The organism is Pseudomonas sp. LH1G9, assembly GCF_002949975.1.
In the GTDB taxonomy this organism is placed as follows: domain Bacteria; phylum Pseudomonadota; class Gammaproteobacteria; order Pseudomonadales; family Pseudomonadaceae; genus Aquipseudomonas; species Aquipseudomonas veronii.
The window spans coordinates 2,757,137-2,783,040 of record NZ_CP026880.1 but is presented as its reverse complement, the minus strand read 5'-3'; the positions used below and the strand labels follow the sequence as shown (position 1 = coordinate 2,783,040).

The following is a 25,904-nucleotide window of genomic DNA, read 5'->3' as shown; positions in this document are numbered from 1 at the left end:
GCGAAGATCGTTAACGATAACGCGGGTATCCTGGATGACCGCGTTGCCTGGGCGTTTTTCGCGAGCAAGCTCGCTCCTACAGGTACAGCGCCAGCGCCTGGGGCAGGGCTTTGTTCTTCAGCCTGCGTGCCCATGCGTCGGTGGAAGAGATGGGCCTGGACCTGGCCGCCTACAACCCCTGAGAACCCTGTAGGAGCGAGCTTGCTCGCGAAGGTCGTTAACGATAACGCAGGCATCCTGGATGACCGCGTTGCCTGGACGGTTTTCGCGAGCAAGCTCGCTCCTACAGGTGCGGCGCCAGCGCCTGGGGCAGGGCTTTGTTCTTCAGCCTGCGTGCCCATGCGTCGGTGGAAAAGATGGGCCTGGACCTGGCCGCCTACAACCCCTGAGAACCCTGTAGGAGCGAGCTTGCTCGCGAAGGTCGTTAACGATAACGCAGGCATCCTGGATGACCGCGTTGCCTGGACGGTTTTCGCGAGCAAGCTCGCTCCTACAGGTGCGGCGCCAGCGCCTGGGGCAGGGCTTTGTTCTTCAGCCTGCGTGCCCATGCGTCGGTGGAAAAGATGGGCCTGGACCTGGCCGCCTACAACCCCTGAGAACCCTGTAGGAGCGAGCTTGCTCGCGAAGGTCGTTAACGATAACGCAGGCATCCTGGATGACCGCGTTGCCTGGACGGTTTTCGCGAGCAAGCTCGCTCCTACAGGTACAGCGCCAGCGCCTGGGGCAGGGCTTTGCGTTGCAACTGGCTTGCCACCAGGGTGTTCTTCAGCCTGCGAGCCCATGAGTCGGGACCTGGCCGCCTACAACCCCTGAGAACCCTGTAGGAGCGAGCTTGCTCGCGAAGGTCGTTAACGATAACGCGGGCATCCTGGATGACCGCGTTGCCTGGACGGTTTTCGCGAGCAAGCTCGCTCCTACAAGTGCGGCGCCAGCGCTCGGGGTAGGGCTTTGTTCTTCAGCCTGCGTGCCCATGCGTCGGTGGAAGAAATGGGCCTGGACCTGGCCGCCTACAACCCCTGAGAACCCTGTAGGAGCGGCGCCAGCGCTTGGGGCAGGGCTTTGCGTTGCAACTGGCTCGCCACCAGGGTGTTTTTCAGCAGGTAGGCAATCGTCATCGGTCCCACACCACCCGGCACCGGCGTAATCGCGCTGGCCACGGTGCGTGCGCTGGCGTAGTCCACATCGCCCACCAACCGCGTACCGGTCTCGGTGCTGATGCGGTTGATCCCCACATCGATCACCACCGCGCCAGGCTTGAGCCAGCTGGCATCGATCAACTGCGGCCGCCCGACCGCGGCGACGACGATATCGGCCAAGCGGCACAATGCCTGAGCATCGACGCTGCGTGAATGCACCACGGTGACCGAGCAGTTGGCCTGCAACAGCAGGGTCGCCATCGGTTTGCCGACGATATTCGAGCGGCCAATCACCACCGCGTGCAAGCCACTCAAATCGCCGCAGGTTTCATGCAGCAGGCGCATGCAGCCGCTGGGCGTGCAAGGCGTGAGCACCTCGATGCCTTGCACCAGGCCGCCGACGTTCTCACGGTGGAAACCGTCCACGTCCTTGATCGGGTCAATCGCATGGATCACGGCCGCCTCGTCGATATGCGCCGGCAACGGCAACTGCACCAGCACGCCGTTGACCGAAACGTCGGCGTTCAACCGGGCCAGCAGATCGAGCACTTGCGCCTGGCTGGCGTCATCCGGCAGCCGGTATTCAAGGGAGCGAATCCCGACTTCCTTGGCCCGCAGCAGTTTGTTGCGCACATACACTTCGCTGGCCGGATCGTCGCCCACCAGCACGACAGCCAGGGCCGGGAAGATTTTTTGCGCGGCAAGCAGCAGGACCTCTTCGCGAACCTCGTCGAGAACCTGGGCAGAAATGGCCTTGCCGTCGATATCGCGGGCAAGGGAAGGGAGAGTGCTGGTCAAAAGCGTCACCGTTGTCTGGAGAAATAGGGGCGCTGAGGGATAAATCCCTCAGCAATAGGCAGCCCAGGGCATTCAGGCTACCAGTTGATGGCAGGCATACACCACCAGCACACCGGCGATCAGTGTGGCGTAGGGCAGCCAGCCGGCGCGGCGTTGGCCGTCATCGACCTGGATATACAAGTCACTGAGCATGGCCGCGGGGAAGCGGCCTTTGTCCTGCACATAGTGGCGGTAGCAGAACACCGGCAGGATCAACAGCGCCAGCAGCAAGCCGGTGACCAGCGTGCCTGCGCCCCAGATATCCGCACCCAGGCCCATGCACGCCAGGTTGACGAAGCTCAGCACGCCGCCGGCCGCCAGCAGCACGGTGGGGGCTTTGTACGGGCGCACCCAGTCGGGGCGGTCGAGGCGGTGGATCCAGCCGGCGTTGAGGTTGAGGAAGTTGAAAATGATGTAGCTGACGTTGGACGCCGCCAGCACGAACACATAGTCCGACATCAGCAACAACAGCAGGTTGAACGACAGGTCGGTCCACATCGCCGCCGTGGGCGCACCGTGTTCGTTGGTGCGCCCCAGGTATTTGGGCAGCCAGCCGTCCACCGACGCCTGATACAGGGTGCGCGACGAGCCGGACATCGAGGTCATGATCGCCAGCAACGTGGCGAGCACCAGCATGATCAGCACGATATTGGCGACCACCTTGCCGCCGCCGATGCTGTCGGCCATCACCTGGCCAACGCCCATGCCGCTGTAGATCGCCGGCGACAGCAGGCCGCTGTACACCGCCGGAGTCACTACCGCGCCGCTGGCGTCGAGCACCGCCGGGGTCACCAGTTGGCCCAGCCCCAGGCTGCCTTGAAACGCCAGCGGCACCAGGGTGAACACCAGGATGCACAGCAGGCCGGCGTAGAAGATCGCCTTGAAGGTGTCACGCTTGGGGTCCTTGAACTCGCGGGTGTAGCACACCGCCGTTTCGAACCCGTAGGTGGACCACGCGGCCATGAACAGCCCGCCGGCCATCAGCGACCAGCCGGACATATCCCACGGGCCGTCGATGACTTGCCCGGCCGCGTCATGGGCCAGCGGGAACAGCGGCAGGAAGTTGGCCTGGGTCGCGTCCCCGGTGAACAACGGCACCACGCCCACCAGCAACAGCGGGATCAGCGAGGTGACCCCGAGCACCAGCGTCAGCCGCGCCGAGCGCAGGATGCCGCCATGCTGCACGGCAAACACCGTGAGCAGAATCAACAGGCCAATGGCGAACGTCGCGTTGATGCGCAACGACAGGCCGCTCTTGACCCAACCCAGGTCAAGCAGGGTCAGTTGCCAGGTGTTGATCAGCGCATCGGCGGGAAACAGCGCGGTGAGGATATACCCCGCCGCCAGCCCCGAGCCGATGGACAGCACCGGCGACCAGGCCAGCCAGTTGCACCACACCGACACCGGTGCGATCAACTTGCTGTAGCGCACCCAGGCCACCGCGCCGTACACGGACGCGCCGCCGGACTTGTGCGGGAACAGCCCGGCGATCTCGGCATAGGTGAAGGCCTGGATAAACCCGAACAGGATCGACACGATCCACACGATCCAGGCCGGTTTGCCCACCGTGGCGGCAATCGCGCCGATGGAGAACAGCACCAGCGCGGGCACGCCACTGGCGACCCAGAATGCACCGCGCCAATCGATCTTGCGGTGCAGGCTGCCCACTGAGTGGGCAGCCTGCGGTACAGCCTCGAACGTCGTCGCTTCCATCTTCGTATTCCCATGTCTGAGTAGCGGTTAAGAAGGGCAATCAAAGTGGGCAGTCAAAGTGGGGTGGCACACATCGGTATCGGGACGATCAGCTACGCACGCGGCTCTTGTCCGGGTCATAGAAAATCGCTGCGCTGACCGTGGCGCTGATGCGCTTCTGTAGGCCATCGACTTTGCCAATCTCAAGCAGGGTGCCGGGCTCGGCGCAGCTCACGTCGACCCGGCACAGCGCGATATTGCTGGCCAGCAACGGTGAGCGGCAGGCGCTGGTGATGACCCCGACCTGGGCGCGGCCGTGGTACACCGGGTCGCCGTGGTGGGCCGCCTCGTTGCCGCCGAGGTGCAGGCCGACCAGTTTGTGGCTGGGATGGGCGCTGCGCCGCAACAGGGCGTCGCGGCCGATAAAATCATCGGTCTTGCTCTTGAGTGGCACGCTGAAGCCGATGCCGGCCTCGAACGGGTCGGTCTGGTCGTTGAACTCGTAGCCGGCAAAAATCAGCCCGGCTTCGATGCGCAACAGGTCCAGCGCTTCCAGGCCGAGGGGCACCAGGCCCAAGGGTTGGCCGAGTTGCCAGATGCGGTCCCACACCCGTTCGGCGTCTTCGGGCTGGCACCACACCTCAAAGCCCAGTTCGCCGGTGTAGCCGGTACGCGAAATCATCAACGGGCAGCCCTCGAAACCGTCCAGCCGGCCGACCAGGAAGCGGAACCAGCCGAGGCTGTCCACGCTCGGTTGGGTGGGCGGCGTCCAGACCATCTGCTTGAGCAGCTCGCGGCTGAGCGGCCCTTGCACCGCCAGGTTGTGAATCTGCTCGCTGGCGGACTTGACCCACACCTTCATCCCCAGTTTGTGGGCCTGCTCGCGCAGCCACACACCGGCGTAGTCTTCGCCGCAGATCCAGCGGAAGTTGTCCGGGCCCAGGCGCAGCAGGGTGCCGTCGTCGAGCATGCCACCGTGTTCGTGGCACATCGCCGAATAGACCACTTGGCCCACCGCCAGGCGCCGCACGTCGCGGGTCAGGCAGTATTGCAACAGGGCTTCGGCGTCGGGGCCGATGATCTCGAATTTGCGCAGGGCGGTCAGGTCCATCACGGCCACGCGTTCGCGGCAGCCGAGGTATTCCTCGGTGGCGCCATAACCGTCGTAGCGCAACGGCAGCCACCAGTTGCGGTAGTCGATGAAGCTGCCGGTGAGGGCGCTGGTGCGTGAGTGGAACGCGGTCTCACGGGTCAGTATCGGGTCGGCATCGGCCGTGGTTCGAGTGCTCATGGCGATGGAAAAACGCTCCTTCTCGCGGTAGATACGGACATGGATATCGGTCGGGTTCCAGCCATTGGCCGGGTCGATGTCATCCGGGCACGAGGTACTGCCGCACACCAGCTCGGTCATGGCCCGCAGCAGTACGTAGTCGCCGGGCCGCGACCAGGGCTCATCCAGGGTCATCTGCTGGTGTGCATCAATGCCGGTGTTGAAGAAGAAATTGATCGCCGGCCAGCCGTTGCGCGCTTGCACGCCGTAGGGCGCGAGTACGCGGCTGAGGTTGTCGCTGCAGTTGTCGTGCCCGAAATAGCCATGGGATTCGTAGTAGCGCGCCGCGCAGGCCAGGGCGAAGGCGTCGTGGCGCCCGACGGTGTCCTGCACCACCTCCAGCATCGGCTGCATCCGGCGGTCGAAAAACTTCGAGAACAGCCCCGGCGCCGGGTAGGCGCTGCCGTTCAGCGTGCGCGTCACGGTCTGGTCAAGGTCCAGCTCCATGCCGCGATCCAGGGCGCGGCGGTCGAGGGCGACGAAGTCCGAACACTGGCGGCCGGCGACGTCCAGCACCTGCACGTACTGGCCCTTGGCGACGCTGTAGCCGTGGGCCGTGCCCGCACGCACGGTGAACTCGTCCAGCACCTCGCCCAATGGCTCGGGCAGGGCAGGCACCAGCAGGGGCGACGGGTTGGCCCGTGTCACCAGCAGGCGCAGTTCGCTGGGCCGGTATTGCCGGTCGACGGCGGTGGGCCCGGCGGGAGCGGCGACGATCACCAGCAGGCGATCATGGGCGACAAACTGCCGAGTGTGACCGGGCGGGCTGGCGTCGTCCCACAGCGCGGCGGCCAGGGGCAATGCCTGCGCGTCGATACCGCGCCGCTTGAGCGCCTGGCCGACACGCGGTGGCACGCGGCAGGCGCTCGAGCCACTCAGCCCCCAGCTCGCCAGGGCGCTGCGGCCGCTGGCGTCGAGGGCCAGCAGTTCGCAGATTTGCCGGCCTTCGAGGTCGATCACCTGCAGGCCGTCGCCGGGCTGCAGGTCGACCAGCGTCACACCGCCGACGGCCACGCGGTAGCGTTCGAGGTTCGGCGCCCGGGCAAACAGCCCGGGTTCTCGCGGGTGGGAAACACGCGGAGCATTCATCATGGGCACCCGCTCAGCCGACTGATTTGATGGGCGTCACGGGCTCGCCCAGGTACGCCGCCATCGAGTCGTCCAGGGCCAGCAGCCACGGGGTGTGGTGCGGCGGCGACTGGGTGCCGGTCATCAGCGAGCGGTAGGACTTGTCGCGATAGCCCATGATGTTTTCGGCCTTGTCGTGCTTCCAGTGCAGAAAGGTCTCGTTGACGGCGGCGATGTCGAAATCCGGGTAGTCGGTGGCGTCCACCAGGTGCTGGATGTAGGCGCCCTGGAACTCGAACATCTGCTGGTTGGTTTCCAGGGTCAGTTCCCGTGCCTGCCATTGCTGGCTGTCGGCGATCATCGCGGCCTGGCTGGGCAATGGGATACGCCCCAGGATCACATCGCGGGCATACCAGGCCTGGGCGTCGAACATGTTGAACGAGTACCACTGGTCCTGCATGCCGAGGTAGATCAGCCGCGGGTTGGGTTCCCAGAACACACCCTTGTAGAGGTTCATCGGCCACAGGCGGTTGTCGGTCCTGAGGCTCAGCTCATCCGGCAGGAACGGGAAGTGGTGCTTGTAGCCGGTACACAGGATCACCGCGTCGATGTGCTTGCTGCTGCCATCGGCAAAGAACGCACGGTTGTTTTCCAGGCGTTGCAGCAGCGGTTTTTCTTCCCAGTTGTCCGGCCACGCATAGCCCATGGGCGTGGTGCGGTAGCAACTGGTGATGCTGCGCGCGCCATATTTGTAGCATTGCGAGCCGATGTCCTCAGCCGAATAGCTGCTGCCGATGATCAGCAGGTCCTTGTCCTTGAATTCCAGCGCCTCGCGAAAGTCATGGGCATGCAGGATGCGCCCGGCGAACTGCTCGAAGCCTTCGAAGTACGGCACCTTGGGCGTGGAGAAGTGGCCGCAGGCGTTGATCACGTAGTCGAATTCTTCACAGGTCAAGGTGTCGTGGGTGTAGTCGTGGGCGTACACGGTGAAGCGCTGGGTCTGTTCGTCGAAGGTGACCTGGCGCACCACATTGTTGAAGCGGATGTAGTCGCGCACGCCGGCCTTTTCCACCCGGCCCTTGATGTAGTCCCACAACACTTCGCGGGGCGGATAGGAGGCGATGGGCCGGCCGAAATGTTCTTCAAAGGTGTAATCGGCGAACTCCAGGCATTCCTTGGGGCCGTTGGACCACAGGTAGCGGTACATGCTGCCATGCACCGGCTCGCCGTTTTCGTCCAGGCCGGTGCGCCAGGTGTAGTTCCACATGCCGCCCCAGTCCTGCTGTTTCTCGAAGCACACCAGTTCGGGAATGGCGGCGCCCTTGTCGCGGGCCGACTGGAAGGCGCGAAGTTGTGCCAGGCCGCATGGGCCGGCGCCGATGATTGCTACACGTAAAGTCATGAGCGTGCCTCCTGAAGGGTTTCAGCGAAAGATCACTGTCTTGTCGTGGTTGATGAACACCCGGTGTTCCAGGTGGTATTTCAGGGCTTTGGAAAGGGCGACGGTTTCGGTGTCGCGGCCGATGGCGACCAGTGAATCGGGCAAGTGGGTATGGTCGACGCGCTGGATTTCCTGCTCGATGATCGGGCCCTCGTCGAGGTCGCTGGTGACGTAGTGGGCGGTGGCGCCGATCAGCTTCACCCCCCGGTCATAGGCCTGGTGATACGGCTTGGCGCCCTTGAAACCGGGCAGGAACGAGTGGTGGATGTTGATCGCCCGCCCCGACAGTTGCTGGCACAGGCCGTCGGACAGGATCTGCATGTAGCGCGCGAGCACTACCAGATCGGTCTGGGTGTCTTCGACGATACGCATCAGTTCGGCTTCCTGGCCGGCCTTGGTGTCCTTGGTGATGGGCAGGTAGATGAAGCGGATGCCCTCACGCTCGGCCATCGCCCGCAGGTCCAGGTGGTTGGAGACCACGGCGGTGATGGTCATGTCCATTTCGCCTTTACGGTGGCGGTAGAGCAGGTCGGTGAGGCAATGGTCGAACTTGCTGACCATCAGCAGCACGCGGGTCGGCTGGCGTGAGCTGAACAACTGCCACTGCATGTCGAAGCCGCCGGCGAGCTCGCCCAGGCCTTTGCGCAGGTCGCCGATATCACCGCTGACGCCCTTGTTGAAACGGAACACCGCGCGCATGAAAAACTGCCCGGTGAACTCGTCGTCGAATTGCGCCAACTCGCTGATGTAGCACTGCTGCCGGGCCAGGCAGGCGCTGATCGCGGCGACGATCCCGGACGCCGCCGGGCAGGTGATCTTGAGAATGTAATGTTCGCTTGAGGCGTCCATCGAAGGCTCCTGAATGCGGTGAAGGAAGGCTCAGCCCTTGGCCGTGCGCTTGGTTTTTTGCGGGTCGTCGAAGGGCAGGGCGTGGGTGGTGGCGGTGCCTTCGAAGCTGCCGCGCACCTGCAACGCGATGCCGGGTACGGCGCAGGCGACGCTCATGCGCGCGATGGCCATCGAGCGTTTGCTCAGGCGCGAATACATGCCGCAGGTGATCACGCCGACTTGCTGGTTGCCCTGCCACAAGGTGTCGCCAGCCTCGGCCGGGCGCACGCCGTCGAGCAGCACGCCGGTGATCTTGAAGCGCTCCTGGCCGCGCAGGCGCAGGTGTTCCTCGGCGCCTCGGAACGCTTGTTTGCCGGGCGAAACCGTGAAGTCCAGGCCCATTTCCCACAGGGTGTCGCCGGCCTTCTGGTCGGCGAAGGGGTACATCTGCGAGTTGTCGTAGGGGAAAAACATCAGCGAGCTTTCCACTCGCAGCCAGTCCAGGGCGGTGAAGGCGCAGGGAATGATTCCCAGGCTCGCGCCCTGTTCGAGGATGCTGTCCCACAGGAACGGGGCGTCCGCGGCCTTGCAGAAAATCTCGTAGCCGCGCTCGCCGGTGTAGCCGGTGCGGGAGATCATCACCGGGCGCTCGAACAGGCGCGTTTGCAGGTGATGGAAGTACGGCAGCTGGCGGATGCCAGGCACATGCTCGGCGAGAAAATCCACCGCCAGCGGGCCTTGCAGCGACAGGTCGTGCAGGTCGTCGTCGAACAGCACCGCCACTTGCCGGCCCTGGGCCGAGCGCACCAGCATTTCATGCCCGGTGCCGGCGCCATGCACGACCATGAACGCATTGGGCCCGGTGCGGTAGACGATGCAGTCATCGACGAATTTGCCGTCCTCGTCGAGCATCGACGCATACACCGATTTGCCGGGATAGAGCTTGGCGATGTCGCGGGTGGTGGCCCACTGCAACAGGCTTTCGGCGTGCGGGCCGACGTAGTGGACTTTTTTCAGGCCCGATACATCCATCAGGCCGGCGCGGGTGCGGATCGCTTCGTGGTGGTCGGCCAGCGCGCTGCGGTAGGTCCAGGCGGTGCCCATGCCGTTCCAGTCTTCGAGGTTCGAGCCGAGCGCGCGGTGCCGCTCAGCCAATGCAGAAATACGCCAGGAGTGGGTCATGTGAGATTCCTTGCTGTGAAAAGGAGCACCGGGAAATGGTTCAGGCGAGTGGATCGAACTGGCGCAGCCACTCGACCAGGGTGTGTCGATAGCGGGTCATGCCCTTGTAGTCGGCGATGGCATCGGGCAGGTCGCGCAGCACGCGGTGCAGGCGGCAGCCCCAGCCGGGGTGGCTGACCAGTTCGTCCAGGCTGATCAGGTAGGTGCGAATGCTGAACATCACTGCGTTGCTGCGCGGCAGGCGCGCCATCACTTGCAGTTCGACCCGCAGATGCACCTGTTGCCCGACGTTCTGCGCGGTGATCCGGCCGCGGTCGGCGCCCCATTGATGGAAGGTTTCCGGCGACGAATCCAGGCGCGGGTTGATGGTCAGGGTCCAGTTCAGGCGCCGGACCGGCTGGCCGGCCTGCAGGTTGAGCAGGTACTTCAGCGCGCGCTCGAACACGCCCATCTGGTGGGCCATGGGCACCGGTGCATGCCACTGCTTGAAACTCATCCCGGCATCGAACGCCAGTGACCAGTCGGCCGGGCTGGTGACCAGGCCGGCGTCCATGTACAGGTCGCCGTCGCGCTGGTCGAGCAGGGCGAAATCCCCTTGCACCTGGCGGCCGATGTATTCCAGCGGTGCGCAGGGCAGGCTGGCGGCATCGCCGAAGATGAACGGTTGATCGATCTGCAGCAGGTGGTTGCGCCAGTGCCAGCGGTCGCCGTCACGCACCAGGCTGAACCACTGCGGGTAGTCGACGGCGAGGTTTTCCATGAGCATTTGCAGCGCATCCCAGGCCGCCGCTTGCATGTGCGGCATCACCAGGTAGCGGCGCGGGTCGTTGTCCAGGATCAGGGCGCGTTCGGCCATTTCCGAGCGGTAGTGCTCGTCGATGTCGAAGGCGTGCTCGTAGACGGAACCCGGGTCGCGGGAGGTGGCCGGTTCGATGTTCACCGAGTACAGGTAGCTGTCCTCGATAAACGGAAACGGGAAGCGACGGATCGCCGCCGGGCTGTTGCGAAAGCTGAAATCGTCGCGATAGCTCAGCACAGGGCTCGATTGCAGGGGCATGGCACTCACTCCTATAGGTCCAGCGAAACGCAGGGGCCGCTGCCGCGTGAGACGCAGGGCATCAGAAATTCGGCCTGCTCGGCCGGGCTGAGGAAACTGTCGCGGTGTTCGATGGCACCGCCTTGATGGCGCGTGATGCACTGGCCGCAGACCCCACCACGGCACAGGTTGGGCACCTGCAACCCCGCGTGCTCCAAGGCTTCGAGCAGGCTCTGCTCGGCCTCCACGCGCAGGGTGCGGCCACTGCGCAGCAGTTGCAGGTCGAACGGCTGGCCCGGTTGCGCGCCTTTGAACGCCTCGGCATGCAGCCGATTGCGCGGCCAACCGAGGCGATCGGCGTGTTGCTCGACCGCCTCGATCAAGGGTTGCGGGCCACAGGTGTAGACGTGGCTGCCCAGCGGCCGGTTGGCGAGGATGCGGCTCAGGTCCGGGCGGCGGTCGTAGGCGTGCAGGCGCGGGCCGAGGCGCTGTTGCAATTCATCGAGGTAGGCGTCGCTGAGGCCTGGCCGGAACAGGTAATGCAGTTCGAAGTCGGCCTGCTGTTGTTCCATCGTGGCGATATAGGCCATGAACGGCGTGATGCCGATGCCGGCGGCGATCAGGATGTGCCGGCGTGCGGTGCCATGGGGCGCGAACAGATTGGCCGGCGGCGAAATCCGCAAGGTGTCGCCGACCTGCACCTGGCGATGCAAGTACTGCGAACCGCCGCGAGACGCGTCCTGCAGGCGCACGGCGATGCGGTAGTGGCGAGTGTGCGCCGGGTCGCTGGTCAGCGAGTAGGCGTTACGCACCGTGCCCTCGGCCAGCGGCAGATGCACCTGTACGTGGCTGCCGGGCGAGAAAGCGGGCAGGGCACCGTCGCAGGCAGTCAGGGTGAACTCGCGCACCACGGGGGTGAGCATTCTGGCCGCACTGACCTGAACCTTGAGGGCGGCGCTCATGGCTGGAACCCCGCGTAGGGCTGGTCGGGGTTGATGCACACGCCGAGGTAAGCCCCCAGGCGCCGGGAAAAGTGTGCGCGCACTTCCAGCCCGACGTTGCAGCCGATGCAGTTCAACACCGGCTCTGGGCCTGCGGTCTGGGTCAGCCCGCAATGGGCGCAATACACCTGGCGCAGGCCGGGCATCGTGCAGGTCACGCTGATCTCGTCGTCTTCCAGGCCGGCGGCGCGGGCTTCGGTGTGAATGCGCCAGACAAAGGCCTCATCGCCCAACAGGTAGAGCCGACAACCCACGGTTGCGCTGGCCAATGCCTGTTGTAAACGTCGGCTGAAGTCGGGTTGTTCGCCGCTCAGCAGCAAAGGCTTGTGCAGGTCGGCGGCAACCGCCATGCCGGCGGTTGCCGATTGCATCACCACGATGGGGCGGTTGTGGGTGTGCGTCATGCGGGCTCTCCAAGGTGCGTTTTGTTTCCTGTTGGGAGAGATACTTTCCTATGAGGAAAATCTTCTCAATCTGGAAAAAGGGCTATGCCTTTGGAGATAAGCCTTGCCGCACTGGCGTTCGGGGCATGGAAGTTGCTGGTCTTGCAGTAATGCTCAGCAACCGGACGGGGAGTTATCGAAGAGTGCGAACGCGACCGAAGAGCTGGCCGCTCTGGTTGGGGCCTGTGCGCCCCGAACAGGCGCGCAGCGTGCGCAGGCTGTTGGCCGGGTTGCCCCTGCACGCTGACGGTGCCTTGTCGGGTTTTCTGGACCGTTTCGACGCACTGCTGCCCGCCGCCAGGCTCAACCTGATCCTGGGCGGCGAAGACCTGGGCCCGACGCGACGTGGCTTGATCGAGGGCTGCCAGAACGTGGCGCGCTGCCCCTGGCGCGACGCGAGTGCGATGGACACGCCCCAGGCCTGCGGCCCTTGCCGGCAGCGCGGGGTACACCGATTGGTGTGCGCCTTGCCCGAGGGTGAAAAAGGCGCGTTACTGCTCGACACCCCCCGACGGGCCGGTGCCAGTTGGCGCCAGTTGCTGGAGGAAGCGGCGCAAGCCGTGGCGGTCAGCGTGCGTCTGCGCAGCGACAACCGTGAGCAGCAGCGCAGGCAGGCAACGTCGCGCCACGGCGCGCTGGCCCGTGAGCTGCACGATTCGGTGGCGCAACAGTTGGGTTACCTGGCGTTCCAGGCCCACGGCTTGCAGTCACAGCTGGGCGCGCCTGCCCTGCAGGACCTGTGCGCCGGCCTCAGCCAGTTGCAACGCCAGGTGCGCGAGCTGATCACCAGCGCACGCCTGACCATGGACGGACGCTCACTGCGCCAGGCCCTGGCCGACTCCGTCGCGGAGTTTTCGCGGCGTTGCATCATCGTGTTCGAGTTGGATAACCGCCTGGCCGACAATGCCCTGAGCCCGGAAACCGAATTGCAGATCCTGCAGATTGTTCGCGAGGCCCTGGCCAATGCGGTGCGCCATTCCCACGCGCGGCATGTGCGTATCGAACTGCGCCAGACCCAGGACGGCGATGCCTCGGTGTCGGTGGAGGACGATGGCATCGGCTTGAGCCCGGCTTGCGATGAGCATAACCATTTCGGCCTGGCGATTATCCGCGAGCGCGCCGCCAGTATCGGCGCGCGGCTGAGCATTGAAGCGATCCGCCCGCACGGCGTGCGCGTGCATCTTGGCCTGCGCCGCCACCACGACCTGCCACACGGGAGTCTCGATGGACTGCACGACCTTATTACTGATCGATGATCACCCACTGTTTCGCAAAGGCCTGGCGCAACTGTTCGATGCCAGCGACGACTTCGAAGTGGTGGGGCAGGCGGCCAGTGGCCGGGAGGGCATCAATCTGGCCGTGAGCCTGACGCCGCAGCAGGTGTTGCTGGATCTGCACATGCCTGGCCTCAGCGGCCTGCAGGTGCTGGACGAACTGCGCCAATTGCGCCTGGACTGCCAGGTGGTGGTGCTCACCGCTTCGATGGACCGCGCCGAACTGCTCAGCGCCCTGCGCCTGGGCGCCAGCGGTTATGTGCTCAAGGAAACCGAGCCCGAGGCGTTGCTGGCGTATATGCGCAACTGCCACAAGGGCGCGATCATGCTCGACTCAACCCTGATCGCCTTGCTCGCCGACCCGGCCGAGCCCAGGCCACACGGTGAGACGCCGGGCGGTGAAAACCTCACCGAACGCGAAGGCCAGACCCTGGCGCTGATCGCCGCCGGCATGAGCAATAAACAGATCGGCAGGGAGCTGGGGATCAGCGACGGCACGGTGAAAATCTATGTGCGCAGCCTGTTGCAGAAACTCAACCTGCATTCGCGCCTGGAGCTGGCGGCCAGGGTACACAGCGGCGCCTTGCTCAAACACGAGGAGCGTCACTAGATGAGGGAAAGCCCTGACGCTTGGGGGCAGACATCGCCCGCGCACCTGATGGATTGTTTTCCCGCCGCCTTGCTGCACCTGCGCGACAACGGCCAGATCGCCCACTTCAACCTGGCCTGGGCCGAGTTGATGGGTGCGCCGGGCGCGGAACGCAACGTCGTCGACTACGTCCACCAGGAAGACCGCCCGCTGTGGCGCCAGGCCTTGCATGAGCTACGCCGGCGTCCCGAGACCTCGTTCAACCAACGCCTGCGCTTCGTGCATCCGTGCGGCGAGCTGCGCTGGTTCGAGGTCAGTCTCAAGCGCGGCCCGCAGGGCTTCTACCTGGTGGCCGGAGATATCACCGCGCACAAGCGCCGCGAAATCGCCCTGCAGGCCAGCCAACGCAGCAGCATGAGCTTGCTCGACAGCATGCCTGGGCTGATCTATCGCGGCCGTAACAACCGCGACTGGACCATGGAATTCGTCAGTGCCGGCTGCCTGCAATTGACCGGCTACCCCGCCGAGCGGTTGGTGGACAACCATGAGTTCACCTACAACAGCCTGATCCTCGCCGAGGATGCCGACTACGTATGGCGCGAGGTGCAATATGCGTTGTCGCGCCAGGAACCGTTCGAGCTCAATTACCAGATTCGTTGCGCCGACCAGTCGATCAAGCACGTATGGGAGAAGGGCGTGGGGATCTATGCCGATACCTGCGAGGTGCTGGGCATCGAGGGCGCGATTTTCGAGCGCAGAGTTCTGTAGGAGCCGGCTTGCCGGCGATGGTCGTCAACGATGACGCGGGAAGCCTGGATGCCCGCGGTGGTTGTGGGTTTTTCGCTGGCAAGCCAGCTCCTACAGGGGATGGTTCAGCTTTTTGTTTGGCTTAATGGGCGCCGGCGGCTTTGTTCAGATCGCTTTCGGCCCATTCGGTGTACACGCAGGCATCCGCCGTGGCCCAGCGCACGCGCACCGGGTCGCCGGCCTTGAGCGGCATGCCGGCGGCGGACAATGCCTTGACCGTCATCGAGGTGCCGCCCAGGGTTTTCACGCTGCAGGTCTGGCTTTCACCGAGGAACAGCACTTCGCCGACGATGGCCGACACTTCGTTCCAGCCTGCGGCCAATGGTTGCCCGGCGGCCTGTTCGACGCTCAGCGCGAGGGCTTTTTCCGGGCGCACCATCAGCAGCACGTCCTGCTCGCTGCGCAGGCCGCCGGTCAGGCGGATCGACAGGGATTGGCCTTCGAACGACGCCGCCGCGTTGCCCTGGGCCTTGAGCTTGAGGAAGTTGGAGTTGCCCAGGAATGAGGCGACAAACGCATTCGGCGGGTTCTGGTACAGGTCGAAACCGCTGCCCAGGCCGACGATCTTGCCGTGGCTGAAAATCGCGATGCGCTGGGACAGGCGCATGGCTTCTTCCTGGTCGTGGGTCACGTAGACAATGGTGATGCCCAGGCGCCGATGCAACTGGCGCAGCTCGTCCTGCAAGTCTTCACGCAGCTTCTTGTCGAGGGCGCCGAGCGGTTCGTCCATCAGCAGGATACGCGGCTCGTACACCAGCGCCCGGGCGATGGCGACGCGCTGTTGCTGGCCGCCAGACAGTTGCGACGGGCGGCGATGGGCGAACTGTTCCAGTTGCACCAGCTTGAGCATGGCGTCGACGCGCTTCTCGCGCTCGGCACTGGCCAGTTTGCGGATCGCCAGGGGGAAGGCGATGTTGTCGCGTACCGACAGGTGCGGGAACAGCGAGTAGCGTTGGAACACCATGCCGATGTCGCGCTTGTGCGGCGGTACGTTGACTAGCGATTGGCCGCTCACCAGGATCTCGCCGCTGCTCGGCGTTTCAAAGCCGGCGAGCATCGACAGGGTGGTGCTTTTGCCCGAGCCGCTGGAGCCGAGGAAGGTGAGGAACTCGCCGTCCTTGATGTCCAGCGAGATGTTGTCCACGGCGGCGAATTCGCCATAGAACTTGTTCAGGTTGCGCAGGCTGACCAGAGGTTGGCCAGGGGTCTGCGCGGCATCTTGGATCACTGCACTCATGTTCTGCTCCTGGGCGCTCAAGCGCGGGTTTCTGTGCGCCGGCGAACGGCGGCGGCGATGACCATGACCAGCACCGAGAGGCCGATCAGCAGCGTCGAGGCGACGGCGATCACGGGTGTCAGGTCCTGACGCAGGGTGGTCCACATTTTCACGGGAAGGGTTTGCAGGGTCGGGCTGGCCATCATCACGCTGAGCACCACTTCGTCCCATGACACGAGAAAGGCGAACAGCGCACCGGCCACCATCCCCGGGCGAATCGCCGGGAAGGTCACCTTGAACACCGCCTGCAGGCGCGACGCACCGCAGATCACCGCGGCGTCTTCAATCGACTGATCGAACAGTTTCAGCGAGTTGATGATCGAGATGATGGTGAACGGCAACGCGACAATCACGTGGCTGACCACAAAGGCGAACATCGTGCCGGTGTAGCCGAGCTTGAGGAACAGCGCGTACACCGCCACGGCGATGATCACCAGTGGCACGATCATCGGCAGGGTGAACAGGCCATAGAGCAGTTCGCGGCCGGGGAAGCGCCCGCGCACCAGGGCAAATGCGCTGGGCAGGCCCAGCGCCACGGCGAACACGGTGGTCAGCACGGCGACCTTGAGGCTGGCCAGCGCCGCGTTCATCCAGTCGGCGTTGGAGAAGAACTGGCCGTACCATTTCAGCGTCCAGCCCGGTGGCGGGAACACCAGCCATTGCGACGAGCCGAACGACAGCAGCACGATAAACACGATCGGCAGCAGCAGGAACAGCCCAATCAAACCGGTGGTGGCGTAGAGGCCCAGACGCATCCTGCGGCTCATGGCATTCGGAGTCAGCAGCATGACGGCTTACCTCGCATGGCTGGCGCCAACCGGGGATTCCGGCTGAAGCTTCAGGTAGAAGTAGAACAGCACCAGCGTGATGAAGATCAGCAACGCGGCACCGGCACTGGCCAGGCCCCAATTGAGGAACGACTGCACCTGCTGGATGATGAACTCGGGCAGCATCATGTTCTGCGCACCGCCGAGCAACGCCGGGGTGACGTAGTAACCGAGGGACATCACGAACACCATCAACCCGCCGGAAAACAACCCCGGCCGGCACAGCGGCAGGAACACCCGGAAGAAGTTGGTCCACGGGCTCGCGCCACAGATGGAGCCGGCCTGCAGGATCATCGGGTCGATGGCCTGCATGGTCGCCTGCAACGGCAGCACGATGAACGGGATCATGATGTAGCTCATGCCGATCACCACGCCGGTGAGGTTATGCACCATCTCCAGGGGCACATCGATGATGCCCATGGCCAGCAGCGCCTTGTTGATCACCCCCGAGGCTTGCAGCAACACCAGCCAGGAATAGGTGCGGGCCAGCAGGCTGGTCCACATCGACAGCAGCACGATATTCAGCATCCAGCGGCCCCAGCCGCGTGGCACCAGGGTAATCGCCCAGGCCAGCGGGAAGCCCAGCAACAGGCTGAACAGGGTCACCAGGCCCGCCACCGAAAAGGTGTTGAGCAGCACGCGGGCGTAGGCCGAGTTGGCGAACAGCTGTTCATAGTTGCCCAGGCCCGGCACGGGCTCCAGCACGCCGCGCAGCAACAGCCCGATCAGCGGTGCGAGGAAGAACAGGCCGAGGAACAGCAGGGCCGGGATCAGGTTGCCCGCCCCGCGCCAGCGCTGGGCCAGGGGCGGCGATACGGCTTTGCTGCAAACCGCGCCGGCAGCGCCGAGGGCGCTCCCGGTCGGTGTGGTTGCCGTCATTTTCATTTGACTAGCCATTCATTCCACCGTGTCGCAATGGCCGGACCGTTCTTGGCCCAGTAGGCGAAATCGAGGGTGATCTGGTCCTTGGCATACGCCGTCGGCAGGTTGGGCGCCAGGACTGAATCCAGGCGCTGCACGCTGTCGATATTCACCGGTGCATAAGCGGTCAGGTTGGAGAAATCGGCCTGGCCCTTGGCGCTGCTGGCACTGGCCAGGAACTTCATCGCGGCGGCTTTGTTTTTGGTGCCCTTGGGCACGACGAGGATGTCGGCCATGACCAGGTTCTGCTTCCAGCTGACGCCCACCGGTGCGCCATCTTCCTGCAGGGCGTGGATGCGACCGTTCCAGAACTGGCCCATGCTGACTTCACCGGAGGCCAGCAGTTGCTGCGATTGCGCGCCGCCGCCCCACCAGACGATGTCTTTTTTGATGGTGTCGAGTTTCTTGAAGGCGCGGTCCAGGTCCAGGGGGTAGAGCTTGTCGGCGGGTACGCCGTCGGCGAGCAGGGCCAGTTCGAGCACGCCAGGGCTTGGCCATTTGTAGAGGGCGCGTTTGCCGGGGTAGGTCTTGGTGTCGAACAGCGCGGTCCAATCCTGGGGCTTGGCGGCGCCGAGTTTGCTTTCGTTGTAGCCGAGCACGAAGGAGAAGAAGAACGAACCGACGCCATGGTCGGAGACGAAGCGCGGGTCGATCTTGTCGCGCTGGATCACCGAGAAGTCCAGGGGTTCGAGCAGGCCTTCGGCGGCGGCGCGCAAGGCGAAGTCGGCCTCTACGTCTACCACGTCCCACTGCACGTTGCCGCTTTCGACCATGGCCTTGAGCTTGCCGTAGTCGGTCGGGCCGTCTTGCACCACGGTGATGCCGCTGGCCTTGCTGAAAGGGTCGGCCCACGCCTGCTTCTGCGCATCCTGGGTGCTACCGCCCCAGCTCACGAAATTCACGCTTTCGGCCGCCAGGGCCGCGTGAGTGACCGTAGCCAATAAACCCGCGAACAGCACTGCGGTTGCACGTTTGTTCAACACCATTTTCACGCCCTCATTTGTTGTGTTTTTGAGCGGGCTTGGTAATGCCCGCCTATCGGGAGCAGTAGGTCCATCGGAGCCTCTAATCGAGGCCCAAAAGGCGACCGTGCCAAGGGCTGTTATTGGTGCTGTCCCTGGCGGGCGCACTTGGCGAAAGCGTTCGGTCTATGGAATATCATATTATGGTATTCCAAACTTTGTGCAAGCATTTTGCCTTACCGGTTATCCGTCACTCGGTGAAGGGAATGCTCTCGACTACCTCCAGGTCGTAGCCAGTCAGCCCGGCGTATTTCAGGGGCGGGCCGAGGTGACGCAGCTTGCCGACGCCCAGGTCCTGCAATATCTGCGCCCCGGTGCCGACTTCCGAATAAATCCGCGATTGTGAACGGTTGAACTGGCGCGGCGCCTGGGTCAGTTGCGGTACGCGCTCCAGTAATGCCTGGGACGATTCATGATTGGCCAGCACCACCACCACGCCACGACCTTCGGCCGCGACGCGTTGCAGGGCGGCCCACAGCGTCCAGTTGGACGGACCGCTGTAGTCGGCACCGACCAGGTCGCGCAGCGGGTCGATCACATGCACGCGCACCAGCGTAGGTTCATCGCGGCGCAACGGGCCCATCACCATGGCCATGTGTACACCACCGTCGATGCGGTCTTCAAAGGTGATCAGGCGGAACGTGCCATGCACCGTGGGCAGGTCGCGTTCGCCAATGCGCGCCACGGTGCGTTCGGTGCTGAGGCGGTAGTGAATCAAGTCGGCGATAGTGCCGATCTTGATCCCGTGCTTGCGCGCGAAGATCTCCAGCTCAGGTCGGCGGGCCATGGTGCCATCGTCGTTCATCACTTCGACGATCACCGAGGCTGGCGTATGCCCGGCCAGGCGTGCCAGGTCACAGCCGGCTTCGGTGTGGCCGGCGCGGGTCAGCACGCCGCCGTCTTTGGCGCGCAACGGAAAGATGTGCCCGGGCTGCACGATATCGGCCGGCCCGGCATTCACGTCCACGGCCGCCGCCACCGTGCGTGCGCGGTCGGCGGCAGAGATACCGGTGGTCACACCGCTGGCCGCTTCGATGGACACGGTAAACGCGGTGCTGAACGCGCTGCCATTGCTCGGTACCATCTGCTCCAGGCCCAGGCGCTGGCAGTGTTCGTCGGTGAGGGTCAGGCAGATCAGACCACGGGCTTCACGGGCCATGAAACTGATAGCCTCGGCACTGCAGCACGCCGCAGGCAGCAGCAGGTCGCCTTCGTTTTCCCGGTCTTCGTCGTCTACCAGGAGCACCATCTTGCCTTGGCGGTAGTCTTCGATGATGTCTGCGATGCTGTTGAAGGACATGTTGGGTGCTCGATTTGTTGGTTGTATGTATTATGGTATACCACAAAAATCAAGCAAGAGGATGTCGCGATGAAGGCCTACTGGATTGCCCATGTAGATGTGTCCGATGCAGAGCAGTACACGCAGTACACCCAACGCGCGCCGGCGGCGTTTGCGCAGTTTGGCGGGCGGTTTCTGGCCAGGGGCGGGCGCAGCGAAGCGATGGAAGGCGGGCCGGCGCGGCAGCGTAATGTGGTGATTGAGTTCGATAGCTATGAGCAGGCGGTGGCGTGTTACGAATCCGCCGAGTATCAGGCGGCGAAGGTCCACCGCGAGGGCGTGGGACAGGCGCAGATCATCATCGTGGAAGGCCTGGCGCCTTAGGTATATCAGTCCAAGTATTGTTCCCAATGTGGGAGGGGGCTTGCTCCCGACGGCAGTGGTTCAGTCACCTCATTCAGTGGCTGACACACCGCTATCGGGGGCAAGCCCCCTCCCACATTGGGTTCGGTGGTGTGGAGTAGGATGCGTTGCAGCGCCCTGGTTTCGACGATGAGCAGGGCTGATTCGTGGCTGAATAAACGCGCTTCAAACTGTGGGAGGGGGCTTGCCCCCGATAGCGGTGTGTCAGCCAACGACGATGTTGAATATGCCACTGCCATCGGGAGCAAGCCCTCTCCCACATTTGAACCGAGTTCAGCTTGAGGATCAGCGGATGAAGTGGATCTTGCCGCTGTCGTCATTCCCGATGTAGATGCCATACACCCCGGCCTGGCGTTCCTCGATGTAGCGTTCGAGGATCTGCCGGATCGCCGGGTAGTAGATGCTGTCCCAGGGAATGTCCTCGGGCGCGAAGAATTGATAGTCGAGGGTTTCCGGCCCGAACTGGCCGGTGATCTCCTGCGCGATGGCGCGGAAGATGATGTACACCTCGCTGATCTTCGGCACGCTGAAGATTGAGTAGGGCGAGACGATCTCGGCGCGCACGCCGCTTTCTTCCCAGACTTCGCGCAACGCGGCCTGTTCGGTGGTCTCGCCGCCTTCCATGAAACCGGCCGGCAGGGTCCAGGTGCCGGGGCGCGGTGGGATCGCCCGTTGGCACAGCAGGTACTTGCCGTCCTGCTCGATGATGCAGCCGGCGATGATCTTGGGATTGATGTAGTGGATATAGCCGCAACCGCGGCACATCAGGCGCTCATGCGTATCGCCCGGAGGCAACTGGTGACCGAGGTCACTGCCGCCGCATTTGGGGCAAAAGCTTGGCCTGAACACGGTCAGTGACCTATACGCGGTTCTTTGAGGGCGATGGGCAGGGTGATCTCGGGGATCTTGCCGGTCTCTTCCTGTTTGCGCTTGAGGTAATCCAGGGCCACGGCCGCCGCCGCGCGCACGTGGTCGACGCAGGCCTGGTGGGCGGCGAGCGGGTCGCCGCTCTTGATCGCCTGGACCATGCGTTCCATTTCCTGATTGCTGGTGCCGCGACGGTTTTCCTGGGACACCGACGTGGCGCGCAGGTAGCTGATGCGCGCCTGCAATTGACGCAACTGGGTGGCGGCCACGCGGTTGCCGGAGCCTTCAAGCAACACGTCGTAGAAACCCTGTACCGAATCGATGACCTGTTGCAGTTCGCCGTCCTTGAGGGCCTTGCGGTTTTCCTCCAGGGCTTTTTCCAGGGCCTTGATGTCCTTGGCCTTGGCGCGCAGGGTGAACAGCTGCACGATCAAACCTTCGAGCACGCAACGCAGTTCATAGATGTCGACGGCATCGGCCAGGGTGATGATCGCCACCTGGGGCCCCTTGGCATCGGCGAATTCCACCAGACCTTCGGACTCCAGGTGACGCAAGGCTTCGCGCACCGAGGTACGGCTGACGCCGAGGCGGTCGCACAGGTCGCGTTCCACCAGGCGATCACCCGGCAGCAGCTGGAAGTTCATGATGGCGCTGCGCAGTTTCTCCAGCACGATTTCGCGCAGGGTGACCGGGTTGTGATTGACCTTGAAGCTGTCGTCGAGGGGCAGGCGTTTCATGGGGGCTGCTCTGAATGGGGCGGTTAACGGGATGCCTCGGCATCGGCTTCGGCGAAGGCTTCCCGGGCCAGCCGGAAGCTGTCCACGGCGGCGGGAACCCCGCAATAGATGCCGACCTGAAGCAGAATTTCGCGTATTTGTTCACGACTCAGGCCGTTACGCAAGGCGCCGCGCACATGCAGCTTGAGCTCGTGAGGCCGATTGAGGGCCGAAATCATTGCCAAGTTTATCATGCTGCGTTCTTTAAGCGACAAACCCTCCCGGCCCCACACATGGCCCCAGCAGTATTCGGTGACCATCTCTTGCAAGGGGCGGGTGAAGTCGTCGGCGTTCTCGATCGAGCGCTGCACATAGGCTTCGCCCAGCACCTGGGTGCGGATCTTCAGGCCCTGCTCATACTTTTCGTTGCTCATTGCACACAGCTCCTCAAGCCAGGGTGGGCAGCGGGCCCAGCTTGCCTTTGTGATAGATCATCGGCGTGATCGGTTGCTCGGGCAGGATCAGGTTCTTCACGGCGCCGACGATGATCGCGTGATCGCCGCCGTCGTATTCGCGCCACAGCTCGCACTCGATGATCGCCGTGGCCTTGGCCAGCAGCGGGTTGCCCAATTCGCTCAGGTGCCACTCGATGCCCTTGGCTTTTTCCTTGCCTTTGCTGGCGAAGGCATAGGCTTCGGCGGTCTGGTCGGCGGACAGCAAGTGAATCGCAAAGCGCTTGCTGTCACGCAGGATCGGGTAGGTGTCCGACGCATAGTTGGGGCAGAACAGCACCAGGGCCGGGTCGATCGACAGCGCGCTGAACGCGCTGGCGGTGATGCCGACGATGCCGCCGTCCGGGTCGAGGGTGGTGACCACCGTGACCCCGGACGGGAACGAGCTCATGACGTCTTTGTAAATGCCGGGTTCGATCATGGTTGTGGACTCTTAACGCATCACAAAAGGATCAGGCATGGGCGCCTGGGAGAGGTTGATCCACACCGTCTTCAGCTCGGTGTAGGCCAGCACCGAATCGATGCCGCTTTCGCGTCCGTAGCCGCTGTTCTTGAAGCCGCCGATGGGGGCCATGGCCGAGACCGCGCGGTAGGTGTTGACCCAGATGATCCCCGAGCGCACATCGCGCGCCAGGCGGTGGGCGCGCCCGAGGTCGCGGGTCCAGATACCGGCAGCGAGGCCGAACTGCGAGTCGTTGGCGATGGCCAGTGCTTCGGCTTCGTCCTTGAAACGGATGACCGAGGCCACCGGCCCGAATACTTCCTCTTGCATGATCTTCATCGAGTTGCGGTCGCACTCGAACAGCGTCGGCTCATAGAACCAGCCTTCGCCGAGGTTCTGCGGGCGCTTGCCGCCGGTGCGCAGGCGTGCCCCTTCGGCGATGGCGTCCGCCACCAGGCCTTCGACCACGGCCAGTTGCTGCGCGGTGGCCATGGGGCCCATTTCGCTGGCGTCGTCTTGCGGGTTGCCGATGCGGATGCGTTGGGCGCGCGCTACCAGGCGCTCGACGAATTCGTCGTAGATAGCGTCCTGCACCAGCAGGCGCGAACCGGAGACGCAACTCTGCCCGGACGCCGCGTAGATGCCGGCGATTGCACCATTGATGGCGCTGTCGAGGTCGGCGTCGGCAAAAATGATATTCGGCGACTTGCCGCCCAGTTCCAGGGAGAGTTTGGCGAAGTTCTCCGCGCTGCTGCGCACCACATGCCTTGCCGTGGCCGCGCCGCCGGTAAAGGCGATCTTGCGCACCAGCGGGTGGCGGGTGAGGGCGGCGCCGGTGCTGGGGCCAAAGCCTGTGACCACGTTGACCACGCCCGCTGGAATGCCGGCTTCGAGGGCCAGGCGCGCCAGTTCCAGGACGGTCGCCGAGGCATGTTCCGACGGCTTGATCACGATGGTATTGCCCGCCGCCAGGGCCGGCGCGAGTTTGATCGCGGTCAGGTACAGCGGGCTGTTCCACGGAATGATCGCAGCGACTACGCCCATGGCTTCATGCACGGTGTAGGCGAACAGGTCGGGCTTGTCCAACGGCAGGGTGCCGCCTTCGAGCTTGTCGGCCAGGCCGGCGGTATAGTGGAAAAACTCCGGCAGGTAGCTGACCTGGCCACGGGTTTCGCGGATCAGCTTGCCGTTGTCACGGCTTTCCAGCTGGGCCAGGTGTTCCTTGTTCGCGGCGATCAGGTCACCCAGGCGGCGCAGCAGTTTGCCCCGCGCGGTGGCGGTGAGGCCGCGCCAGGCCGGGCTGTCGAAGGCGCTTTGCGCGGCCTGCACGGCGCGCTCCACGTCGGCTTCGTCGGCGTCGGGCAATTGCGCCCAGGGTTCGGCCAGGGCCGGGTTGAGGCTGTCGAAGGTCTTGCCGGAGAGGGCATCGACCCATTCACCGCCGATGCACATCTGGAAGCGTGCGAGTGTCATGCAACGATCCCCTTGATTGGAGTGTTTTGGGCGTACACCGTGTCGAGGAACCCCAGCAGCAACTGGTTGACCAGGCGCGGCGATTCTACCGGCATCATATGCCGTTGCTCGGCCAGCACCGCAACGCTGGCGCCGGGAATGCGATCTGCCAGTTGCCGGGCCATTTCCGGGGTCGAGCCAGGGTCGAGTTCGCCGGTGGCGACCAGGGTCGGTGCGCGCAACCCCGGGAGGTCGTCGGCACGGTACATGTCCTGGGTCGCAAACAGTTCATAGGTGGTCAGGTAACCCTGGGGGTCGTTGCCCGCCAGGGTTTCACGCAGCGCGGCGATCTGCGCCGGGTTGGCCGCCTGGTATTCACGGCTGAACCAGCGCGACAGTGCGGCTTCGGCATTCGCGTCGGGGCCGTGTTCGGCGGCCTGGGCGGTACGTGCGATGACCCCGGCACGCTGTTCAGGGCTGCGGTTGAACACACTGTTGAGCACCACCAGGCCCTTCAGGCGCTCGGGGTAATGCAAGGCAAACGCCCGCGCGACCAGGCCGCCCATGGAAAACCCGATCACCGTGGCCTGGGGCAGTTGCAGGTGGTCGAGCAGTTCCAGCAACTGGTCGGCATAGCCGAGCAGCGGGGTGTCGGCGGCCGGGCGCGGGCTGGCGCCATGGCCGAGCATGTCATAGGTGATCACGCGGTAGTTCGTGGCCAGGCCAACGACTTGCCCGCCCCACATTTCTTTATTCAGGCCCACGCCGTGGATCAAAACCACAGGCTGGCCTTGGCCGGTCGCCAGATAACTGGTGCCAGCCGGGGTGCGTTCAGCGGTGAGCCGAATCATGGAGCGCTCCTGCATGCTTTTTGTTGGGGTGGCCGGTCTTGCTTACTGGGCTTTTTCAGCCGCCAGCTCTTCCAGGTCGATATAACGGTTGCCGATGCGCGGATGCAGGCGGCCGCCATCGGCGCAACCCAGGACCACGACGATTTCGTCGGCACGCGGCGCATCTTCGATCTGCATCTCCAGGGTGATGTAGTGCGAACGCAGGCCTTCGTCGTCCTTGTGCATCATCGGGATCTGGATCGACGTGCCCGGGCCGCCGCGCTTGTTGGTAAAACTCAGGTAGCTCTTGGCCTTGACCGCCTCACGGTAGTGGTTGCCGAAGCGCAGGGTGTGGATGATCGCGCTGGCATGTTCGATCTCGCCGTCGGCACCGACCACTGCCGCCTTGCCGTAGGCCTCGATTTTTTCCGCGCCGCCGATGATGCCCACCAGGCGTTCGACCATCAGCGCGCCGAGGTCGGAGCAATTGGCACGGATCTCAGGCTTGAGGTCTTCGACGAAACCGCGACCCAGCCAAGGGTTTTTCAGCACCACGGCCAGGCCGACCATGGTCACGGGAGTGTCCGCGGCTTTACCGCCTTCGATAAAGGTTTCTTCTACGTAGCTGACGATCTTGCGGATTTCGAAACTCATGGGCTGCTCCGTCTGATGT

The 25,904-nt window shown here is 64.0% G+C and carries 25 protein-coding genes; 4 read left to right on the top strand and 21 right to left on the bottom strand.

Annotation, left to right across the window (positions count from 1 at the left end):
- Positions 1-1,007 precede the first annotated feature (1,007 nt).
- The 9 genes from folD to C5F70_RS12670 form a co-directional block, all read right to left on the bottom strand.
- On the bottom strand, positions 1,008-1,943 hold the full coding sequence (gene folD, locus C5F70_RS12710) for a bifunctional methylenetetrahydrofolate dehydrogenase/methenyltetrahydrofolate cyclohydrolase FolD (protein ID WP_104903459.1): 936 nt from the start codon (positions 1,941-1,943) through the stop codon (positions 1,008-1,010).
- Between the two features lie 63 nt (positions 1,944-2,006).
- On the bottom strand, positions 2,007-3,686 hold the full coding sequence (locus tag C5F70_RS12705) for an APC family permease (RefSeq protein ID WP_104903458.1): 1,680 nt from the start codon (positions 3,684-3,686) through the stop codon (positions 2,007-2,009).
- Between the two features lie 88 nt (positions 3,687-3,774).
- Positions 3,775-6,084, bottom strand: coding sequence for a DUF1989 domain-containing protein (locus C5F70_RS12700; RefSeq protein WP_104904559.1), 2,310 nt, complete (start codon positions 6,082-6,084; stop codon positions 3,775-3,777).
- A gap of 13 nt (positions 6,085-6,097) precedes the next feature.
- Positions 6,098-7,465 (bottom strand): NAD(P)-binding domain-containing protein, encoded by a 1,368-nt coding sequence (locus tag C5F70_RS12695; protein ID WP_046383909.1) that lies wholly within the window; start codon positions 7,463-7,465, stop codon positions 6,098-6,100.
- Between the two features lie 21 nt (positions 7,466-7,486).
- Entirely contained in the window at positions 7,487-8,353 is an 867-nt protein-coding gene (gene purU, locus C5F70_RS12690) for a formyltetrahydrofolate deformylase (protein ID WP_046383908.1), read from the bottom strand.
- 30 nt (positions 8,354-8,383) lie between these two features.
- The gene (locus C5F70_RS12685; protein ID WP_104903457.1) at positions 8,384-9,514 is read right to left on the bottom strand and encodes an aminomethyltransferase family protein; all 1,131 of its coding nucleotides are present in this window, start codon (positions 9,512-9,514) and stop codon (positions 8,384-8,386) included.
- A 40-nt stretch (positions 9,515-9,554) separates the two neighbouring features.
- Positions 9,555-10,571 carry a DUF3445 domain-containing protein gene (locus C5F70_RS12680; RefSeq protein ID WP_104903456.1) on the bottom strand — a complete coding sequence of 339 codons (1,017 nt, stop codon included), beginning with the start codon at positions 10,569-10,571 and terminating at the stop codon, positions 9,555-9,557.
- Between the two features lie 11 nt (positions 10,572-10,582).
- A complete protein-coding gene (locus C5F70_RS12675; protein WP_046383905.1) occupies positions 10,583-11,512 on the bottom strand; it encodes a PDR/VanB family oxidoreductase in 930 nt (309 codons plus the stop codon).
- On the bottom strand, positions 11,509-11,955 hold the full coding sequence (locus C5F70_RS12670; protein ID WP_102618262.1) for a dimethylamine monooxygenase subunit DmmA family protein: 447 nt from the start codon (positions 11,953-11,955) through the stop codon (positions 11,509-11,511). Before C5F70_RS12670 ends, C5F70_RS12675 begins: the two co-directional genes overlap by 4 nt.
- Before the next feature lie 248 nt (positions 11,956-12,203).
- Here C5F70_RS12670 and C5F70_RS12665 point away from each other — a divergent pair, with 248 nt between their 5' ends.
- The 3 genes from C5F70_RS12665 to C5F70_RS12655 are packed head-to-tail and all read left to right on the top strand — an operon-like array spanning position 12,204 to position 14,625.
- Positions 12,204-13,250 carry a sensor histidine kinase gene (locus C5F70_RS12665; RefSeq protein ID WP_104904558.1) on the top strand — a complete coding sequence of 349 codons (1,047 nt, stop codon included), beginning with the start codon at positions 12,204-12,206 and terminating at the stop codon, positions 13,248-13,250.
- A complete protein-coding gene (locus C5F70_RS12660; protein WP_046383903.1) occupies positions 13,219-13,878 on the top strand; it encodes a response regulator in 660 nt (219 codons plus the stop codon). The genes C5F70_RS12665 and C5F70_RS12660 overlap by 32 nt, the downstream gene beginning before the upstream one ends.
- Positions 13,879-14,625: a PAS domain-containing protein gene (locus C5F70_RS12655; protein WP_104903455.1), complete on the top strand. Its 747-nt coding sequence runs from the start codon at positions 13,879-13,881 to the stop codon at positions 14,623-14,625.
- 121 nt (positions 14,626-14,746) lie between these two features.
- Here the strand turns inward: C5F70_RS12655 and C5F70_RS12645 are convergent, their stop codons facing one another.
- From C5F70_RS12645 to ribBA, 5 genes are all read right to left on the bottom strand, one after another.
- Positions 14,747-15,901 carry an ABC transporter ATP-binding protein gene (locus C5F70_RS12645; protein WP_104903453.1) on the bottom strand — a complete coding sequence of 385 codons (1,155 nt, stop codon included), beginning with the start codon at positions 15,899-15,901 and terminating at the stop codon, positions 14,747-14,749.
- 17 nt (positions 15,902-15,918) lie between these two features.
- On the bottom strand, positions 15,919-16,728 hold the full coding sequence (locus tag C5F70_RS12640) for an ABC transporter permease (RefSeq protein ID WP_046383898.1): 810 nt from the start codon (positions 16,726-16,728) through the stop codon (positions 15,919-15,921).
- Positions 16,729-16,734: 6 nt separating this feature from the next.
- On the bottom strand, positions 16,735-17,652 hold the full coding sequence (locus tag C5F70_RS12635) for an ABC transporter permease (RefSeq protein WP_046383897.1): 918 nt from the start codon (positions 17,650-17,652) through the stop codon (positions 16,735-16,737).
- Entirely contained in the window at positions 17,649-18,674 is a 1,026-nt protein-coding gene (locus tag C5F70_RS12630; RefSeq protein ID WP_046383896.1) for an ABC transporter substrate-binding protein, read from the bottom strand. The genes C5F70_RS12635 and C5F70_RS12630 overlap by 4 nt, the downstream gene beginning before the upstream one ends.
- Before the next feature lie 226 nt (positions 18,675-18,900).
- Positions 18,901-20,010, bottom strand: coding sequence for a bifunctional 3,4-dihydroxy-2-butanone-4-phosphate synthase/GTP cyclohydrolase II (gene ribBA / locus C5F70_RS12625; protein ID WP_079443541.1), 1,110 nt, complete (start codon positions 20,008-20,010; stop codon positions 18,901-18,903).
- Positions 20,011-20,079: 69 nt separating this feature from the next.
- On the opposite strand from ribBA, the gene C5F70_RS12620 reads away from it, so the two are divergent.
- Complete coding sequence (locus tag C5F70_RS12620) at positions 20,080-20,373, top strand: DUF1330 domain-containing protein (protein ID WP_104903452.1); 294 nt, start codon at positions 20,080-20,082, stop codon at positions 20,371-20,373.
- Between the two features lie 324 nt (positions 20,374-20,697).
- On the opposite strand, the gene C5F70_RS12610 is transcribed toward C5F70_RS12620, so the two are convergent.
- Genes C5F70_RS12610 through C5F70_RS12580 form a run of 7 tightly spaced genes read right to left on the bottom strand, consistent with a single transcriptional unit; the run spans position 20,698 to position 25,885 of the window.
- Positions 20,698-21,261, bottom strand: coding sequence for an NUDIX hydrolase (locus C5F70_RS12610; RefSeq protein WP_104903450.1), 564 nt, complete (start codon positions 21,259-21,261; stop codon positions 20,698-20,700).
- A gap of 2 nt (positions 21,262-21,263) precedes the next feature.
- Positions 21,264-22,016: a GntR family transcriptional regulator gene (locus C5F70_RS12605; protein WP_104903449.1), complete on the bottom strand. Its 753-nt coding sequence runs from the start codon at positions 22,014-22,016 to the stop codon at positions 21,264-21,266.
- Between the two features lie 23 nt (positions 22,017-22,039).
- Positions 22,040-22,429 carry a carboxymuconolactone decarboxylase family protein gene (locus tag C5F70_RS12600; protein ID WP_046383892.1) on the bottom strand — a complete coding sequence of 130 codons (390 nt, stop codon included), beginning with the start codon at positions 22,427-22,429 and terminating at the stop codon, positions 22,040-22,042.
- Positions 22,430-22,442: 13 nt separating this feature from the next.
- Positions 22,443-22,928 carry a flavin reductase family protein gene (locus C5F70_RS12595; protein ID WP_104903448.1) on the bottom strand — a complete coding sequence of 162 codons (486 nt, stop codon included), beginning with the start codon at positions 22,926-22,928 and terminating at the stop codon, positions 22,443-22,445.
- 12 nt (positions 22,929-22,940) lie between these two features.
- Positions 22,941-24,422: an aldehyde dehydrogenase gene (locus tag C5F70_RS12590; RefSeq protein ID WP_046383891.1), complete on the bottom strand. Its 1,482-nt coding sequence runs from the start codon at positions 24,420-24,422 to the stop codon at positions 22,941-22,943.
- Positions 24,419-25,252: an alpha/beta fold hydrolase gene (locus C5F70_RS12585; RefSeq protein WP_046383890.1), complete on the bottom strand. Its 834-nt coding sequence runs from the start codon at positions 25,250-25,252 to the stop codon at positions 24,419-24,421. The genes C5F70_RS12590 and C5F70_RS12585 overlap by 4 nt, the downstream gene beginning before the upstream one ends.
- A gap of 42 nt (positions 25,253-25,294) precedes the next feature.
- Positions 25,295-25,885 (bottom strand): amino acid synthesis family protein, encoded by a 591-nt coding sequence (locus C5F70_RS12580; RefSeq protein WP_046383889.1) that lies wholly within the window; start codon positions 25,883-25,885, stop codon positions 25,295-25,297.
- Between the last annotated feature and the right edge of the window lie 19 nt (positions 25,886-25,904).

Excerpts from the sequence above, each read along its gene's own strand:
- ribBA (WP_079443541.1), bottom strand. The coding sequence starts at position 20,010 with ATGTCCTTCAACAGCATCGCAGACATCATCGAAGACTACCGCCAAGGC.
- C5F70_RS12645 (WP_104903453.1), bottom strand. The coding sequence starts at position 15,901 with ATGAGTGCAGTGATCCAAGATGCCGCGCAGACCCCTGGCCAACCTCTG.
- C5F70_RS12705 (WP_104903458.1), bottom strand. The coding sequence starts at position 3,686 with ATGGAAGCGACGACGTTCGAGGCTGTACCGCAGGCTGCCCACTCAGTG.
- C5F70_RS12670 (WP_102618262.1), bottom strand. The coding sequence starts at position 11,955 with ATGACGCACACCCACAACCGCCCCATCGTGGTGATGCAATCGGCAACC.
- C5F70_RS12640 (WP_046383898.1), bottom strand. The coding sequence starts at position 16,728 with ATGCTGCTGACTCCGAATGCCATGAGCCGCAGGATGCGTCTGGGCCTC.
- C5F70_RS12635 (WP_046383897.1), bottom strand. The coding sequence starts at position 17,652 with ATGAAAATGACGGCAACCACACCGACCGGGAGCGCCCTCGGCGCTGCC.
- C5F70_RS12660 (WP_046383903.1), top strand. The coding sequence starts at position 13,219 with ATGGACTGCACGACCTTATTACTGATCGATGATCACCCACTGTTTCGC.
- C5F70_RS12630 (WP_046383896.1), bottom strand. The coding sequence starts at position 18,674 with ATGGTGTTGAACAAACGTGCAACCGCAGTGCTGTTCGCGGGTTTATTG.
- C5F70_RS12585 (WP_046383890.1), bottom strand. The coding sequence starts at position 25,252 with ATGATTCGGCTCACCGCTGAACGCACCCCGGCTGGCACCAGTTATCTG.
- C5F70_RS12680 (WP_104903456.1), bottom strand. The coding sequence starts at position 10,571 with ATGCCCCTGCAATCGAGCCCTGTGCTGAGCTATCGCGACGATTTCAGC.
- C5F70_RS12605 (WP_104903449.1), bottom strand. The coding sequence starts at position 22,016 with ATGAAACGCCTGCCCCTCGACGACAGCTTCAAGGTCAATCACAACCCG.
- C5F70_RS12685 (WP_104903457.1), bottom strand. The coding sequence starts at position 9,514 with ATGACCCACTCCTGGCGTATTTCTGCATTGGCTGAGCGGCACCGCGCG.
- purU (WP_046383908.1), bottom strand. The coding sequence starts at position 8,353 with ATGGACGCCTCAAGCGAACATTACATTCTCAAGATCACCTGCCCGGCG.
- C5F70_RS12580 (WP_046383889.1), bottom strand. The coding sequence starts at position 25,885 with ATGAGTTTCGAAATCCGCAAGATCGTCAGCTACGTAGAAGAAACCTTT.
- C5F70_RS12590 (WP_046383891.1), bottom strand. The coding sequence starts at position 24,422 with ATGACACTCGCACGCTTCCAGATGTGCATCGGCGGTGAATGGGTCGAT.
- C5F70_RS12620 (WP_104903452.1), top strand. The coding sequence starts at position 20,080 with ATGAAGGCCTACTGGATTGCCCATGTAGATGTGTCCGATGCAGAGCAG.
- C5F70_RS12600 (WP_046383892.1), bottom strand. The coding sequence starts at position 22,429 with ATGAGCAACGAAAAGTATGAGCAGGGCCTGAAGATCCGCACCCAGGTG.
- C5F70_RS12700 (WP_104904559.1), bottom strand. The coding sequence starts at position 6,084 with ATGAATGCTCCGCGTGTTTCCCACCCGCGAGAACCCGGGCTGTTTGCC.
- C5F70_RS12655 (WP_104903455.1), top strand. The coding sequence starts at position 13,879 with ATGAGGGAAAGCCCTGACGCTTGGGGGCAGACATCGCCCGCGCACCTG.
- C5F70_RS12695 (WP_046383909.1), bottom strand. The coding sequence starts at position 7,465 with ATGACTTTACGTGTAGCAATCATCGGCGCCGGCCCATGCGGCCTGGCA.
- C5F70_RS12595 (WP_104903448.1), bottom strand. The coding sequence starts at position 22,928 with ATGATCGAACCCGGCATTTACAAAGACGTCATGAGCTCGTTCCCGTCC.
- C5F70_RS12675 (WP_046383905.1), bottom strand. The coding sequence starts at position 11,512 with ATGAGCGCCGCCCTCAAGGTTCAGGTCAGTGCGGCCAGAATGCTCACC.